Below are 14,153 nucleotides of genomic sequence, written 5' to 3' on the forward strand. Positions count from 1 at the left end.
TAAAAGACAAGGAAGGTGAAATTGTGTTAGAAGCAAAGAATTTAGTGAAAACATTTGGGGACTATCGGGCAGTGGATCAATTGTCCTTTCAAATCAACGATGGCGAGATCATGGGGCTGATCGGTCAAAATGGTGCTGGTAAAACCACGACATTCCGATTGATTCTAGATTTTTTACGGGCTGAACAAGGAGAAGTACTATGGAATGGCCATCAAATCACAGAAAAGGAATACAATTTGATTGGTTATTTGCCAGAAGAACGGGGACTTTACCCTAAAGTAACCATCCAAGATCAACTGATTTATTTTGCACGCTTGCGTGGAAAAAAGAAAGAAGAAATTGAACCTAAGATCGACGAATGGATGGAAAAATTCCAAGTAAAAGGGAAAAAGACAGATAAAGTTAAATCATTATCGAAGGGGAATCAGCAAAAAGTCCAATTGATCGCAACATTGATTCATGAACCTAAATTAGTCATTTTGGATGAACCATTTAGCGGATTGGACCCTGTCAATGCTGAGTTGCTGAAAGATGGCATTATTGAACTAAAAGAAAAAGGTTCTTGTGTCATTTTTTCTAGTCATAACATGGATAATGTTGAGAAAATCTGCGATCATTTGATCATGCTAAGAGATGGTCAAACGGTTCTCAACGGAAAAGTTCATGAGATCCGTGAATCGTTTGGGCGGACGAAAGTCTTCTTGGAATCTTCATTGTCAAAAGAAACCATCCTAGCAGTTGAAGGTGTCGAAAAAGTTCTTCATAAAGAAGATGGGAGTTATGACATTACATTATCGCATCCTGAAGTCGGTCGCACATTGTTTGATTTGGCCACAGCTGATGGCTATATCCCGATGTTTAACCAACAACCGCCGACATTAGAAGAAATCTTTAAGAGAAAGGCGGGAAAAGACAATGAGTAAATTTTGGGTGATCGCGCTCGATGTGTTTAAGAAAAACGTGAAATCGATCTCGTTTTTGATCATGATATTGATTCCATTTATTGCATTGGGCATTATTTATGTGGTAGGAATTTTTACCGATGGAATGAACAGTGCCGATAAAATTGCTGTTTATGCGAATGAACCAGCTATTGCACAAACAATCGCAGCTCAGAAAAATGAAGACTATCAATTTGAAGTGGTGGATTCTGAAGAAGCTGGAAAAAAACAATTAGCGGATGAAAAGGTCGATGCATTCTTGATCGTTACTTCAGAGGTCGACAGTATCAAAGGTGAATTATTGAGTGAATCTTCTATGGGACAAACCACAGAGTTGACGGTTCAGCAATTATTGTCTGGGTTGCAAGCCTCGGGACGTGCCGCAGCACTCGGATTAAATCAGGAGCAAGTGGCTAGTTTAAGTGAGCCAGCAAACTTCAGTAAACAAAAAGTTTCTTTCACCGAAGATGGTAAAATGGAGCTTGGGGAAGACAATAGTTCGATCCAATACATTGTGAGTTATGTCGGAACAATTATTTTATTCATGTTTATTTTGACTTACGCTCAAATCATTGCCCAAGAGATTGCTTCCGAAAAAGGGACCCGGATCATGGAAGTTATTTTGTCCAGTACGAGAGCACAGGTTCACTTTTATGCCAAATTAACCGGTGTAATTATGGTCGCATTAGCTCAGTTATTGGCTTATGCCGGTATCTTTGCTATCAGTTATTATTGGATCAAAGACATTTCAATGGTCAAAGATGTATTAGCCAATTTCTCAATTGATGGATTATTCGGTCCATTCTTGATTTACTCGGTCATCTTTGTCCTATTAGGAATTTTGATTTACTCTGTCCTGTCTGCTTTGTGCGGTTCATTAGTCAATAAAGCAGAGGACACTGCCAAGGCGATCATTCCTGTCACTTACCTTTCTTTAGCCGGTTATATGTTAGGTTTGATTCTAGGCGGTACAGATCCTAACAATATCATTTTGCGGGTCACTTCTTATATCCCGTTTTTATCTTCATTTATCATGCCAGTCCGATTGGCTAACGATACAGTAGGTATCGGAGGCGCGGCAGTCTCTGTAGCCATCTTAGCAGTAAGTACATTGGCATTGATGCTGATCTCAGCAAGAATGTATAAGTCAAACGTACTGATTTATAACGATAACGGCATTTTGGCTTCATTGAAACAATCTTTCGTTTTGATGAAGAATGAAAAATGACCAGCCAACAAATTCTCCGATTAGTTAGGCTTCAATAAAGAAACCGATGAAAAGCTTGTGCTTTCTGATTACCAAATGGTATCCAGAAAACCCTCTGCTTTTCATCGGTTTTTTTCTACGTAGAATTGGGTAAAGTAGCTTTAATGAGTCAAGACCGCCAATTGATCAAGCTAGTATCCAATCAGCCTTTAATTACTAACTATTAAAGCTAAACGAGTCATTTAAACTACTAGTTTCAAATATAACCAAGTCTTTTTTCAATCAGGCATTGCCTCTGCTAGCGAAATCTTTGTTGGCATAATGTCAAAACTGATGAACAAAGTAGTCGAAAATTTGCTGTTCTGAAGCAATCTCTTGTGCGGTTAATTCAGGATGCCATTGGATCCCTAAAATCGGCGCCGGAAAGGCAGAAGTTTCAATGGCTTCTACGATACCGTCAGGGGCCGTTGCGATCACTTGGAAATCTTTTGCAACATCTTTAATGGCTTGATGGTGAAACGAATTCACTTGATAGGTGGTTCCTAATAATTTTCCTAAACGACTGTCAGCAACGATCTCAACGGCATGAGTAGGAAAGCGAAAGGGTGTCGGTGCTTGCACATGCTTGATGGTTGGTTGCTCGACCAATGACAAGTCTTGATAGAGGTTGCCGCCGAAAGCAACATTCAATAGCTGCATGCCACGACAGACACCAAAAATTGGTTTTTCTTGTGCGACAGCTTCTTTGATCAACGCCAATTCAAATGCGTCTCGTTCAGGATGTGTACCTTGGATCAGTGGATGCATCTCTTCGCCATAATAGCGAGGAGTCACATCATGCCCCCCTGCCAAAAGTAATTTATCAATCTGGGCAACATATTGGACGGCATTTTCGGGAGCTCCCATGGGTAAAATAAGGGGAAGGCCAGAGGCTTGTTGAATCTGTGTCACAAAATTTCTCGGGGTATATGTAATCCAATGGGCTTCCCCATCAATCATCGTTCGTTCGTTGCCAGCAATTCCAATCACTGGTTTCATAAGCATTCTCCTTCCAGCTGTTTTGACAGCAGTAATGAATAAAAAACTGTGACAAAAGGAAAACAAAGGAAGCTATCCAAACTGACTTTTTCCACGAAATTGCGAGGACCTACTAGAGAGTAGATGCAATTTCGTTATCGTTCGGATGCTCCATTTGTTGCTGCACTTAAGTCACAGTACTTTTTTATTTTTCGCGAATCACTTCTATTTTGTAGCCATCTGGGTCTTTCACGAAATAGTAAGAAGGAGAAGTACCAGGCAAGCCTTTTAAGTCAGTAACATCAAAACCAGCTGCTTTATGCTGCTCGTGAAGTTTCTCTAAATCATCGGTACTGATCGCGATATGACCATAGCCGTCACCTAGATCATAGCCGGGATGATCATAGTTATAAGTTAATTCTAATTCATAATCATCTCCTGGTAATGTCAGGTAAACCAACGTAAATTTGTTTTCTGGAAAATCACGACGGCGCGATTCTTCAAAACCGAATGCTTCTTGATAAAATGCAAGTGATGCTTCAAGATCTTTCACTCGCACACAAGTATGTGCCATTTTCATTTGTCATTCATCCTTTCAATTGTGGTAAGCCTATAATAACATAACCCGATTTTTTGTGGTAAGAAAAGTGCACCCCGTCAAGTTGCAGCTTGTCGCCAGTGGCTTCCTAAGGTAGAATGGAAAGAAAGAGATGATGGAGGGAAACATGGGGAACAAGGAGAAAGTGTTTGGGCAAAAAGAGCCGGGGGCTGACTATATTTCACGATTCGGTGCCTATGTCGTGATTCCGAATGAACACCAACAAGTGATTTTGGTCCAAGCGCCAAATGGCGCCTTTTTTTTACCAGGAGGGGAGATTGAACCCGGTGAATCGAAGGAACAAACGATCAAACGGGAATTGGTCGAAGAAGTAGGATTTGCAGGAAAGATCGCCAGTTATTTAGGGGAGGCGGTTGATTATTTTTACTCGCGACATCGAGAAACGTATTACCATCATCCGGCTTATTTTTATTTAATGACCGATTGGCAAAAAATAGGTGAGCCAACAGAACAACACAACCAACTTTCGTGGCATACACCAGAAGAAGCCATTCATTTATTGAAACGCGGCAGTCATGCCTGGGCAGTGAAACAATGGGTAAATCAAAAAGACAACGATCATGCATAAAGGCAGTGATCGTTGTCTTTTTTACTCTTTTATTTTAGTTCATTTAACACATAGTCATTGATAACTTTAGCTACACCATCTTCTTCATTGGAAGCAGTGATGACGTCGGCCGCTTGTTTGACGTTTTCTGTTGCATTAGCCATTGCAACGCCAAGACCCGCATATTCGACCATCGTTAGATCATTTTCGTTATCACCAATCGCCATGACTTCTGCTTGTGAGATACCTAGTTCCTCAGCTAGCTTCTGAACCGCAGCCCCTTTATGAGCTTTCTTATTCAAGACTTCTAAGAAAAATGGTGCACTTTTGACGATATTGAAACGCTCAGTCAATGAAGTTGGCAATTGTGGAATAATAGCATCGATCAATTCAGGCTCATCGATCATCATCATTTTGATGATATTCAGATCCGCAGTCATTTCTTCCGGTGTACGATATTTCAAAGGCATATTGACCAAAAAGGCTTCATAGACGGTATAAGGACTGATGTCTCGATTCGCTGTGTACATCGTATCTTGGGTTTCCACATGCAAATGAACCCCTAATTTACGGGCAGTCATTTCTACTTCTAAGTATTCTTCATGCGTCAATCCGAATTCAGAAACGATTTCTTTTGTTTTAGTCTTCTGTACGAGAGAACCATTATATGTGATTACGTAGTCCGTTTCTGAAAACAAGTCTAGTTCACTTAATAAATCTTGGACACCTGTTAAGGGGCGGCCAGTACATAAGACGATTCGAACACCCTGTGCCTCCGCAGCTTTTAGTGCTTGGTACACTCCAGGTGTGATTTTTCGATCATTGTTCAGTAACGTGCCATCGATATCGATAGCAATCAGTTTGATGCTCATAACTTCCTCCTAGTTGTTCGTATTGATCAAGGCACCATTGCGAATATGTTTCGCAAACTCTTGATACGTATCCCAAAATAAATCATAGTGATTTTGTAGTGCGGGGTCAATCATTTCTTTTGGGAAATAAAAGCGCTGGTCTCCTTGTGTTTGCCCAGCAAGTGCAGCTACTAGTTGACTAGCCTTGGATAATTCCACTAGGGAGCCGTCTTTTTCTTGCAGTTCGATTTGTGTCCGATGCATGCCAGAAGTTGGGCGATAAAAGTCATAAGGTAAATCGAAACTAGAATTGATTGCTGTGTAATAGTCGGGGTTAAAACCGACTTTTTCGACAAGAGATTGCAGTTCATGAATCAATGGCAATTGAGTGTCTTCTTCAAAACGTGCAGACTTCAGCGGTTTGCGGTTCAAGAATCGTTTGGCTAAATCACTAAGAATCGGATCATTTTCTTCCGTCCACTGAGTGAAGTACGTATTCAAGACGCCATCGTCTAGTTTTAGGTATTCTTCCAAAGTAAAGTGCTGTTTAAGAAAGGGCAGCAAAAGCTGGGAATGCGATTGGAAAAGTTCTTCATGTTCTTGATACAATTCGGCAGCGCGATTTAGTAAATGTGCCAAGATAACTTCCATTCCCCGAGAACTGGCATGGAAATAGACTTGGACATACATTTGATAGCGGCTGACAATATAATCTTCTACCGCATGCATGCCACTCATAGAAAATGCGATCCCGCCAGCATAGGGACGAATGACTCGCAGAATACGTGTCAAATCAAATGTGCCGTATTCCGTTCCCGTGAAGTATGCATCCCGCAGTAAATAATCCATGCGATCCGCATCGATCTGACTGGAAATCATTTGCACCACTTGTGGGTTTGGGTATGTCTTAGTAATAACACTGGCCACTTTTTCAGGAAAACCTTCTTCCACACGATTGAGGATTTGATAGACTTCTGTTTCTGGAGAAGTAATGATCGCTACAGTGATGGCTTCGTGATCGGTATGAAAAATATGTTCAAAAGTGTGAGAATAAGGGCCATGGCCAACATCATGCAACAAAGCAGCACAAAGCGTGACCAATCGTTCCCGGTCATCCCAGCCATCAGACCCAACTTTTTCAACTGGGAAATTTCGTTGAAACAAATCACAGATGCGGCGGCTAATTTCGTAGACTCCTAACGAATGTGAGAAGCGACTATGTTCAGCACCATGAAAAGTAAACGAAGAAGTTCCTAGTTGTTTGATCCTTCGCAGGCGCTGTACTTCTTTCGAATTGATCAAGTCCAAGATCACTTGATGCTGCACATGCACATAGTTGTGTACAGGATCACGGAATACTTTTTCAATAGCAAGTGTTTGATACTTATATGGGATGCTCATTGTGAACTCTCCTTTATCGGTTGATTTCGTTGATACATACTGGTCATACGAGCCTCTAGTAATGCCGCTTGATCATTTTTTTCAACCCATTCGGATGCAGTCACAGGGCTGAGAGAGGACTTAGTTAGCCGCATCAAGGCCTCTTGCAGTCGTGAGGCAGCTTCTGATACAGAGAAAGAGCGCTGAAGCACATCTTGGAGTGTTGTCATACTGGTAGGTTCAACGGCGGGATAGCCATTAGTACCAAACTGCTCTTTCAAGCTTTTTTGATAAAACGTTCTTACTACTTCTCCACGATAGTGTTGGTCGCCGTTGACACTAAGGTACATCATGACTGCAATTCCTGCTTTGATCCTGCGCTGGGCAGTCCCTGCGATTTTCTTTCCGTCCATACTCAAGTCAAAGGTACCGGGACAATAAGAGTTTGGGATTTCATAGGCCGCAATTTCTTTTTCGGGAAATGCTTCTCGCATCAAGTCGACCATTCGCTGATAAGCCGCATCTGTAGTAGCAGCTAACGTTTTTGGGAAAATCCACGATACATTCAGAACACCGGCATCGTTGATGACCCCAAGCCCGCCTGAGTTGCGGATGATTGGTTGAAAGCCAGCAGTCGTCAAAGCGGATATTCCTTCGGTGAAATAAGGCACTCGGGTATCTTTCATTCCTAAAATCATAGTATCAGGCAACTGCCAAAAGTGTAAAAAATCCTGATGATGAACGCCTGCATATTCACTCAATACATCGGTCAATGCAAACGGTAAAAAACGATTCTCGGTAGTTTGGGGATCAAATGGCAACATTTGATCAATCATTTCAATGGTCACGGTAGGCTTAGATTCTCCTTCAATAATAAGATCTCCTACTATTATATATGAAGATCATGAAAAAACTTAATCAAAAAGCTAAGAAAACGTTCTATAGTGGATGTTTTAGCTGAAATGATTGACAAAAGAGGGGAAAAAAGGAAAAATGGAACTGAAATCTGCTAAGGAGGCACACTATCATGAGGGAATTGTCACAAGGAATTCCGATTTCGATCCATTTAACGACAAAGGTCGAACAAGCGGGAGAAACACAAGATTTTTTGTTTGATTTACAAGGACAGGCGGTCAAAATCGGCGATACGCTGTATCTGAGATACAAAGAGATTCAGCCAGAAGGAGCCGAAGTACCAGTGACGATGAAAATTATGCCAGATGGCGTGATCCAACTGATTCGCTCGGGAGAAATGCGAACACGCTTGAAATTCGCTTACAAAGAGCGTTTAGAAACAAGTTATCAAACGCCTTATGGCACGATGCATTTCCATACATATACAAGTCACTTACATGTCAGTCTGAAAGATCGTCCTTATTCAGGCAAAGTCGATGTCCATTATGATTTATTTATGATGGAAGACAAAGTGGGAGAATACAAACTTTCTTTGGAGTTTACTGCTTAAATAAATGCAAATTTTGAAAGAATAAATTGCAATTTGTCTCACATTTTTGTATGATTAGGAGTAGACTGTGAAAGGACGTGTCCCGTTTGGAAATTAATGTATTTGAAGGTGTAAATAAAAACGAATTGTCAATGATCGAAGTTGCCCATGCGATTTTAGAGCAACGCGGTGACGTGATGGATTTTTCTGATTTGGTCAACCAAATCCAAAACTATCTAGAAACTTCGGACAGCGAGATTCGTGATTCTTTGGCGCAGTTTTATACAGACTTGAATATCGATGGCAGTTTTATTTCTTTGGGAGACAATCGCTGGGGATTGCGTTCATGGTATGCGATCGACTCAATCGATGAAGAAGTCAACCACGGAATCGATGATGAAGATGAAGATACACCGCGTCGTCGCAAACGTAAGAAAGTGAATGCCTTTATTAGTGACGATGAAGACGCGATCGATTATAACGATGATGACCCAGAGGATACTGATTTGTCTGATGACGATGAAGAGGATCTTTTTGACGATGATGACGATGAGGATGAAGAAATCTCCGCATATAACTCAGATCTGCAAGAAATTGGTGCAGACAATAACGATGATGACGAAGAGGAACTACCAGGGAACATTGAAGAAGATCTAACGATCATCGATGATGATGAAGAAGACGAATTTGATGACGAGGAAGAAGAGGAATAGGCCTCTTCTTTTTTGTGTTTAGCAAAGGCAACAGCGTATGGAAGATGGCAAGAGCTCAATCAAAATAAAAAAAAACGGAAGTGCTGTCAGCACTTCCGTGGTTTTTTGAATTATCCCTTGAGATAAAGTATACTATAAATGAAATGAAAAACGCGCCTTGAGGGAATCGAACCCCCGTCTCAAGAACCGGAATCTTACGTGATATCCACTACACTAAAGGCGCGAAGCACAAATAACAGTTTAACCAATTTTCTCAGAAAAAACAAGAGGTAAAATGATGAAATTTCAACAACAATTTTCGCAACAACAAAAACAGACACAAAAGTTGGCGATGACGCAGAAATTACAGCAGTCGATCCAAGTGCTGCAATTTTCATCAGATGAACTGCTTGCTTTCGTAGATAATCAGGCATTAGAGAATCCCCTGATCGATTTAACGGACCATGAATATCCGACGAGTTATACTCAAGGCAGTGGGACATCTGAGCAATTCAATGAATATTTGAATCAGATCCCAAATAGAGGAAGTTCGCTCTTTGAGTATTTGATCGATCAAATCCATTTAAATTACCGAGACACCTTTCTACGCACCGTCGTGTTATTTCTAGTGGAATATATTGATTTGAATGGATTTTTGACCATTGATTTGGTGAAGGCTGGTCAAATGATCGGAGCTTCAGAGATTCAGATGCTTGATGCCTTGACACTGATTCAGCAGTTGGATCCAGCGGGTGTCGGCGCACGAGATCTACGAGAATGCCTCATGCTTCAAACTGAACGGGACGATGCTGCGCCAGAACTCGCCTATATCGTTCTTGAAGAATGGTTCACGGAATTAGCAGAGCGCAAGTGGGACAAAATAGCGAAAAATCTAGCAGTTTCGCTTTCAGAAATTCAGAAGGTGTTTGACTATATCCAAACGTTGACCCCAACACCAGGGGCGGCCTTTGGGTCTACAGATGGTTTGTATATCATCCCAGATTTGCGAGTTACGATTATTGAAGGCCAGCCAGTGGTTACCTCTAATCGACGAGCAATGCCGGAAGTCCGTTTCCAACAACACTATTTTGATCAATTAAAACAAAGTGGCGATGCTGAGGTAAAGAAATATTTAGACAACAAAGCCCAAGAATTTGAATGGCTAAAAAAGACTCTCCAGCAGCGAGGAGATACCATCTATCGAGTGGGAGAAGCGATCGTTCATCATCAGCAAGCCTTTTTTTTACAAGCTGACCGACCATTGAAGCCATTGATCCTCAAAGAAATCGCTGACGAATTAGGTATTCACGAATCGACAGTCAGTCGTGCCGTCAATGGGAAATATTTGGAGACAGAATTTGGTGTTTTTGAACTGAAGTCCTTCTTTGGTCAAAAAGTGTCCACCCAAAGTGGAGAGGATGTCACCACGGAGGCAATCAAGCGGCGTTTGGCAGCTTTGATCAACGAAGAGAATAAGCAGAAGCCGCTTTCTGATCAAAAATTGGCTGATTTGTTAAAAGCGGAAGAAGTGGAAATTTCTCGCCGGACTGTTGCCAAGTATCGTGAGGCTCTTAATATTCCTGGATCATCTAAACGAAAGCGGTTTGATTGATTTTTCGATACAGTTCTTGTTCTGGTCCAGCTATTGAAGAAAGATTCAACAAGAATGCCGGCAAAAAGTCCAATGACCCCACCTCTTTTACATAAGAAGACAGGTAAGCAATTTGGGTTTCATATAATCGTAGCAAAGGCAGGGCTACTTGTGATAAATAGCTCTGCCCGCTTTTCATAGGCGGTCGCTGATCCTTTTGCTCGAGTTTTTCTTTGTTGATTTCTTTTACTAGTTTGAAAGCTATTTTTGGCTGTGATAAGAATCCGCTTTACGGTTAAAAAAGTTTGGAGAATCATTTTTTATAATTGAAATAGTTGCATGAGGCGTCCAGAAGTGCTACTATTATTGGTGTAAGAGATGAATTAAATTTTTTTTGGAATAGATGGGTCATTTTAAGTCATTGTAGGACAAAAAAAGTCCAACGGGAGGATGCAAAATGCTCGATGAATTGAAATTGATTGAGGCAATCACCCCGGATATCCTCGCGGTGCTTCAAGAACGTTACCGTATTTTACGGACTATCTATTGGATGCAACCAGTAGGGCGGCGGACATTGTCTGAAAGCTTAGCAATGACGGAACGTGTGTTGAGGTCTGAAACGGATATCCTCAAAAAACTTAAATTGATTGATTCGTCTAAAAGCGGTATGCAATTAACGGCCTATGGCGAAGAAATCTATACAAAAATCGGCAGTTTGATGGATCAATTGTTTGGCATGCATCAAACAGAGAAGCGGTTATCCGAGTACTTCGGGATTGATCGTTGCTTGATTGCCAGCGGTGATGGGGACCGTCAACCGAAAGTGATTGCTGAATTCGGTCAGCTGCTTAATGAGTCGTTAGACTTATTGCTGCCAGATGGTGAGAATACGATCGCTGTGATGGGCGGTACGACAATGGCAAAAGTTGCCGAAGAACTAGGCAATCTTGAAACTGGCAAACGCCATAACTTGTTTGTCCCAGCCAGAGGGGGCATCGGAGAAGCAGTCAATGTTCAGGCAAATTCAGTCGGATCAGTGATGGCGATGCGTACCAATGGTAATTATCGTTCCCTATTTGTACCGGAACAATTAAGCATTAACACCTATGAATTTTTGTTGAAAGAACCAGCGATCCTTGATGTCTTAAACTTGATAAGTCAAGCAAATTGTGTTATTCATAGTATTGGACGAGCACTGCATATGGCAGCTCGAAGAAAGATGTCAGAAAAAGAGATCCTGATGCTGAAACAAAAGAATGCAGTAGCGGAATCCTTCGGTTATTTCTTTAACGAAGCAGGCGAGGTCGTTTATAAGATTCCTCGTATCGGACTGCAGTTGAAGGACTTGCAGAACGTGCCGATCATTTTCGCAATCGCAGGCGGTAAATCAAAAGCCAAAGCGATCAATGCATACATGAAAAATGCACCAAAACAAACATGGCTCATCACAGATGAAGCCTGTGCCAATGAGATTTTAAAAGGGGCAACCCTTTAAAATAAATATTTTTATGATTTTCATAAGGAGGAAATCTTAAATGACAGTTAAAGTAGGTATTAATGGATTTGGACGTATCGGACGCTTAGCATTTCGTCGTATCCAAGAAGTAGAAGGAATCGAAGTTGTGGCTATCAACGACTTAACAGACGCTAAAATGTTAGCACACTTGTTAAAATATGATACAACACAAGGACGTTTCAACGGTACAGTTGAAGTTCATGAAGGATCATTCAACGTGAACGGAAACGAAATCAAAGTTCTAGCAAACCGCAACCCTGAAGAATTGCCTTGGGGCGAATTAGGTGTTGAAATCGTGCTAGAATGTACTGGATTCTTCACTTCTAAATCAGCTGCTGAAAAACATTTAACAGCTGGTGCAAAACGTGTAGTTATCTCAGCTCCTGGCGGAAACGATGTACCAACAATCGTTTACAACACAAACCACGAAACTTTAACAGGTGATGAAACAGTAATTTCTGGTGCTTCATGTACAACTAACTGTTTAGCTCCTATGGCTAAAACATTGAATGACAAATTTGGTGTGATCGAAGGCTTGATGACTACGATCCATGCTTACACAGGTGACCAAATGACTCTAGACGGACCACACCCTAAAGGTGACTTCCGCCGTGCGCGTGCTGCTGCAGCAAACATCGTTCCTAACTCAACTGGTGCTGCTAAAGCTATTGGCTTGGTAATTCCTGAATTGAACGGTAAATTAGACGGAGCTGCTCAACGTGTTCCTGTTGCAACTGGTTCATTAACTGAATTAGTTACAGTTCTTGACAAAGAAGTAACTGTTGACGAAGTAAACGCAGCAATGAAAGAAGCTTCAAACGAATCTTACGGTTACAACACAGACGAAATCGTTTCTTCTGATATCGTTGGTATGACTTACGGTTCACTATTTGATGCAACTCAAACAAAAGTTATGACTGTTGGCGACAAACAATTAGTTAAAACTGTTGCTTGGTATGATAACGAAATGTCATACACTGCACAATTAGTACGTACTTTAGAATACTTCGCTAAATTATAAGATTTGCGTCGTACATTCATTTAAACCATCGCAAGAGAAAGCGGGGAAGCAGCGCGCTTCTCCGCTTTTTTTAACAATTACATTAGGAGGAATCTGTTCATGGCTAAAATGACAGTTCAAGATATCGATTTAAAAGATAAAAAAGTTCTTGTGCGTGTGGATTTCAATGTTCCATTGAAAGACGGTGTGATCGGTGACGACACTCGTATCAAAGCAGCACTTCCAACAATTAATTACGTGATCGAAAATGGCGGAAAAGCAATTCTTTTCTCTCACTTAGGTCGTGTCAAAGAAGAAGCAGATAAAGAAGGCAAATCTTTAGCACCAGTAGCAAAACGTCTAGGCGAATTGTTAGGCAAAGAAGTGACTTTCGTTCCTGAAACACGTGGGGAAAAATTGGAAGCAGCAATCAACAACATGAAAGACGGCGATGTTGTTGTTTTCGAAAACACTCGTTTTGAAGATGTTGACGGCAAAAAAGAAAGCAAAAACGATCCAGAGCTTGGTAAATATTGGGCTTCATTAGGGGATGTTTTTGTCAATGATGCATTTGGTACAGCTCACCGTGCCCATGCTTCAAACGTCGGAATCGCTTCTACAGGAATCCCAACAGTTGCTGGATTCTTAATGGAAAAAGAAATCAAATTTATTGGTGAAGCAGTCGAAGAACCAAAACGTCCAATGGTAGCGATTCTTGGTGGTGCGAAAGTATCTGACAAAATCGGTGTCATTGAAAACTTGATTCCTAAAGCAGACAAGATCTTGATCGGTGGCGGAATGACTTATACATTCTACAAAGCAAAAGGAATGGAAATTGGTAACTCTCTTGTTGAAGCGGATAAAGTTGAGTTGGCAAAAGAATTGATCGAAAAAGCTGGCGATAAACTTGTTTTACCAGTTGACTCAATCACAGCTGCTGAATTTTCAAATGATGTTCCAACAGAAGAACATACTGGTGATGTTCCTGAAGGTCAAATGGGCTTAGATATCGGACCTGAAACAATTGCATTGTTCGCTGAAACATTAAAAGGTGCAAAAACAGTTGTTTGGAACGGACCAATGGGTGTGTTCGAAATGTCAAACTTTGCTAATGGTACCATCGGTGTTTGTGAAGCAATCGCAAACCTTGAAGATGCAACAACAATCATCGGTGGTGGAGATTCAGCTGCAGCTGCAGAACAATTAGGTTTTGCTGATAAATTCACTCACATCTCAACAGGTGGCGGTGCTAGTTTAGAACTTCTAGAAGGTAAAACTCTTCCTGGATTAGCAGCAATCAACGACAAATAATCAAGCAATGACGCGGCTGCGTTGCAATAAGCAGCCG

The 14,153-nt window shown here is 41.2% G+C and carries 15 protein-coding genes and 1 tRNA gene; 9 read left to right on the forward strand and 7 right to left on the reverse strand.

Annotated features, from left to right (window positions below):
• Positions 1-23 precede the first annotated feature (23 nt).
• Positions 24-923, forward strand: a complete 900-nt coding sequence (locus FE005_RS08095; RefSeq protein ID WP_003127547.1) for an ABC transporter ATP-binding protein — start codon at positions 24-26, stop codon at positions 921-923.
• Entirely contained in the window at positions 916-2,169 is a 1,254-nt protein-coding gene (locus FE005_RS08100) for an ABC transporter permease (protein WP_138371622.1), read from the forward strand. Before FE005_RS08095 ends, FE005_RS08100 begins: the two co-directional genes overlap by 8 nt.
• A gap of 303 nt (positions 2,170-2,472) precedes the next feature.
• Here the strand turns inward: FE005_RS08100 and FE005_RS08105 are convergent, their stop codons facing one another.
• Positions 2,473-3,186 (reverse strand): gamma-glutamyl-gamma-aminobutyrate hydrolase family protein, encoded by a 714-nt coding sequence (locus tag FE005_RS08105; protein ID WP_138371623.1) that lies wholly within the window; start codon positions 3,184-3,186, stop codon positions 2,473-2,475.
• Between the two features lie 184 nt (positions 3,187-3,370).
• Entirely contained in the window at positions 3,371-3,745 is a 375-nt protein-coding gene (locus tag FE005_RS08110; RefSeq protein ID WP_003127551.1) for a VOC family protein, read from the reverse strand.
• 145 nt (positions 3,746-3,890) lie between these two features.
• On the opposite strand from FE005_RS08110, the gene FE005_RS08115 reads away from it, so the two are divergent.
• A complete protein-coding gene (locus FE005_RS08115; protein ID WP_138371624.1) occupies positions 3,891-4,352 on the forward strand; it encodes an NUDIX hydrolase in 462 nt (153 codons plus the stop codon).
• A 29-nt stretch (positions 4,353-4,381) separates the two neighbouring features.
• On the opposite strand, the gene yidA is transcribed toward FE005_RS08115, so the two are convergent.
• The 3 genes from yidA to FE005_RS08130 are packed head-to-tail and all read right to left on the reverse strand — an operon-like array spanning position 4,382 to position 7,410.
• Positions 4,382-5,203, reverse strand: coding sequence for a sugar-phosphatase (yidA, locus tag FE005_RS08120; RefSeq protein ID WP_003127553.1), 822 nt, complete (start codon positions 5,201-5,203; stop codon positions 4,382-4,384).
• 9 nt (positions 5,204-5,212) lie between these two features.
• Positions 5,213-6,583, reverse strand: a complete 1,371-nt coding sequence (locus tag FE005_RS08125) for an HD domain-containing protein (RefSeq protein ID WP_060813523.1) — start codon at positions 6,581-6,583, stop codon at positions 5,213-5,215.
• Positions 6,580-7,410, reverse strand: a complete 831-nt coding sequence (locus tag FE005_RS08130; protein WP_138371625.1) for a lipoate--protein ligase family protein — start codon at positions 7,408-7,410, stop codon at positions 6,580-6,582. The genes FE005_RS08125 and FE005_RS08130 overlap by 4 nt, the downstream gene beginning before the upstream one ends.
• Before the next feature lie 179 nt (positions 7,411-7,589).
• Between FE005_RS08130 and FE005_RS08135 the strand changes: the two genes are divergently transcribed.
• A complete protein-coding gene (locus FE005_RS08135; protein ID WP_005471808.1) occupies positions 7,590-8,027 on the forward strand; it encodes a DUF1934 domain-containing protein in 438 nt (145 codons plus the stop codon).
• Positions 8,028-8,113: 86 nt separating this feature from the next.
• Positions 8,114-8,719 (forward strand): DNA-directed RNA polymerase subunit delta, encoded by a 606-nt coding sequence (gene rpoE / locus FE005_RS08140; RefSeq protein WP_005471809.1) that lies wholly within the window; start codon positions 8,114-8,116, stop codon positions 8,717-8,719.
• Between the two features lie 151 nt (positions 8,720-8,870).
• Here rpoE and FE005_RS08145 read toward each other — a convergent pair.
• Positions 8,871-8,942, reverse strand: a tRNA-Arg gene (locus FE005_RS08145).
• A gap of 54 nt (positions 8,943-8,996) precedes the next feature.
• Between FE005_RS08145 and rpoN the strand changes: the two genes are divergently transcribed.
• Positions 8,997-10,310, forward strand: a complete 1,314-nt coding sequence (rpoN, locus tag FE005_RS08150; RefSeq protein ID WP_081131213.1) for an RNA polymerase factor sigma-54 — start codon at positions 8,997-8,999, stop codon at positions 10,308-10,310.
• On the opposite strand, the gene FE005_RS08155 is transcribed toward rpoN, so the two are convergent.
• Positions 10,288-10,488 carry a hypothetical protein gene (locus tag FE005_RS08155; RefSeq protein WP_081131214.1) on the reverse strand — a complete coding sequence of 67 codons (201 nt, stop codon included), beginning with the start codon at positions 10,486-10,488 and terminating at the stop codon, positions 10,288-10,290. The genes rpoN and FE005_RS08155 overlap by 23 nt on opposite strands.
• A 258-nt stretch (positions 10,489-10,746) precedes the next feature.
• Here FE005_RS08155 and FE005_RS08160 point away from each other — a divergent pair, with 258 nt between their 5' ends.
• From FE005_RS08160 to pgk, 3 genes are all read left to right on the forward strand, one after another.
• Positions 10,747-11,784 carry a sugar-binding transcriptional regulator gene (locus FE005_RS08160; protein ID WP_138371626.1) on the forward strand — a complete coding sequence of 346 codons (1,038 nt, stop codon included), beginning with the start codon at positions 10,747-10,749 and terminating at the stop codon, positions 11,782-11,784.
• A gap of 40 nt (positions 11,785-11,824) precedes the next feature.
• Complete coding sequence (gap, locus tag FE005_RS08165) at positions 11,825-12,826, forward strand: type I glyceraldehyde-3-phosphate dehydrogenase (RefSeq protein ID WP_003127561.1); 1,002 nt, start codon at positions 11,825-11,827, stop codon at positions 12,824-12,826.
• 99 nt (positions 12,827-12,925) lie between these two features.
• Positions 12,926-14,116, forward strand: coding sequence for a phosphoglycerate kinase (pgk, locus tag FE005_RS08170; RefSeq protein WP_003127563.1), 1,191 nt, complete (start codon positions 12,926-12,928; stop codon positions 14,114-14,116).
• Positions 14,117-14,153 lie beyond the last annotated feature (37 nt).

It is taken from the genome of Enterococcus sp. M190262 (assembly GCF_005843965.1).
GTDB classification, from domain to species: Bacteria; Bacillota; Bacilli; order Lactobacillales; family Enterococcaceae; genus Enterococcus_D; species Enterococcus_D gallinarum.

What these genes read in the sequence shown, in the direction of transcription:
- FE005_RS08100 (WP_138371622.1), top strand. Translation starts at nt 916, where the DNA reads ATGAGTAAATTTTGGGTGATCGCGCTCGATGTGTTTAAGAAAAACGTG.
- FE005_RS08105 (WP_138371623.1), bottom strand. Translation starts at nt 3,186, where the DNA reads ATGAAACCAGTGATTGGAATTGCTGGCAACGAACGAACGATGATTGAT.
- FE005_RS08110 (WP_003127551.1), bottom strand. Translation starts at nt 3,745, where the DNA reads ATGAAAATGGCACATACTTGTGTGCGAGTGAAAGATCTTGAAGCATCA.
- FE005_RS08115 (WP_138371624.1), top strand. Translation starts at nt 3,891, where the DNA reads ATGGGGAACAAGGAGAAAGTGTTTGGGCAAAAAGAGCCGGGGGCTGAC.
- yidA (WP_003127553.1), bottom strand. Translation starts at nt 5,203, where the DNA reads ATGAGCATCAAACTGATTGCTATCGATATCGATGGCACGTTACTGAAC.
- FE005_RS08125 (WP_060813523.1), bottom strand. Translation starts at nt 6,583, where the DNA reads ATGAGCATCCCATATAAGTATCAAACACTTGCTATTGAAAAAGTATTC.
- FE005_RS08135 (WP_005471808.1), top strand. Translation starts at nt 7,590, where the DNA reads ATGAGGGAATTGTCACAAGGAATTCCGATTTCGATCCATTTAACGACA.
- rpoN (WP_081131213.1), top strand. Translation starts at nt 8,997, where the DNA reads ATGAAATTTCAACAACAATTTTCGCAACAACAAAAACAGACACAAAAG.
- FE005_RS08155 (WP_081131214.1), bottom strand. Translation starts at nt 10,488, where the DNA reads ATGAAAAGCGGGCAGAGCTATTTATCACAAGTAGCCCTGCCTTTGCTA.
- FE005_RS08160 (WP_138371626.1), top strand. Translation starts at nt 10,747, where the DNA reads ATGCTCGATGAATTGAAATTGATTGAGGCAATCACCCCGGATATCCTC.
- gap (WP_003127561.1), top strand. Translation starts at nt 11,825, where the DNA reads ATGACAGTTAAAGTAGGTATTAATGGATTTGGACGTATCGGACGCTTA.
- pgk (WP_003127563.1), top strand. Translation starts at nt 12,926, where the DNA reads ATGGCTAAAATGACAGTTCAAGATATCGATTTAAAAGATAAAAAAGTT.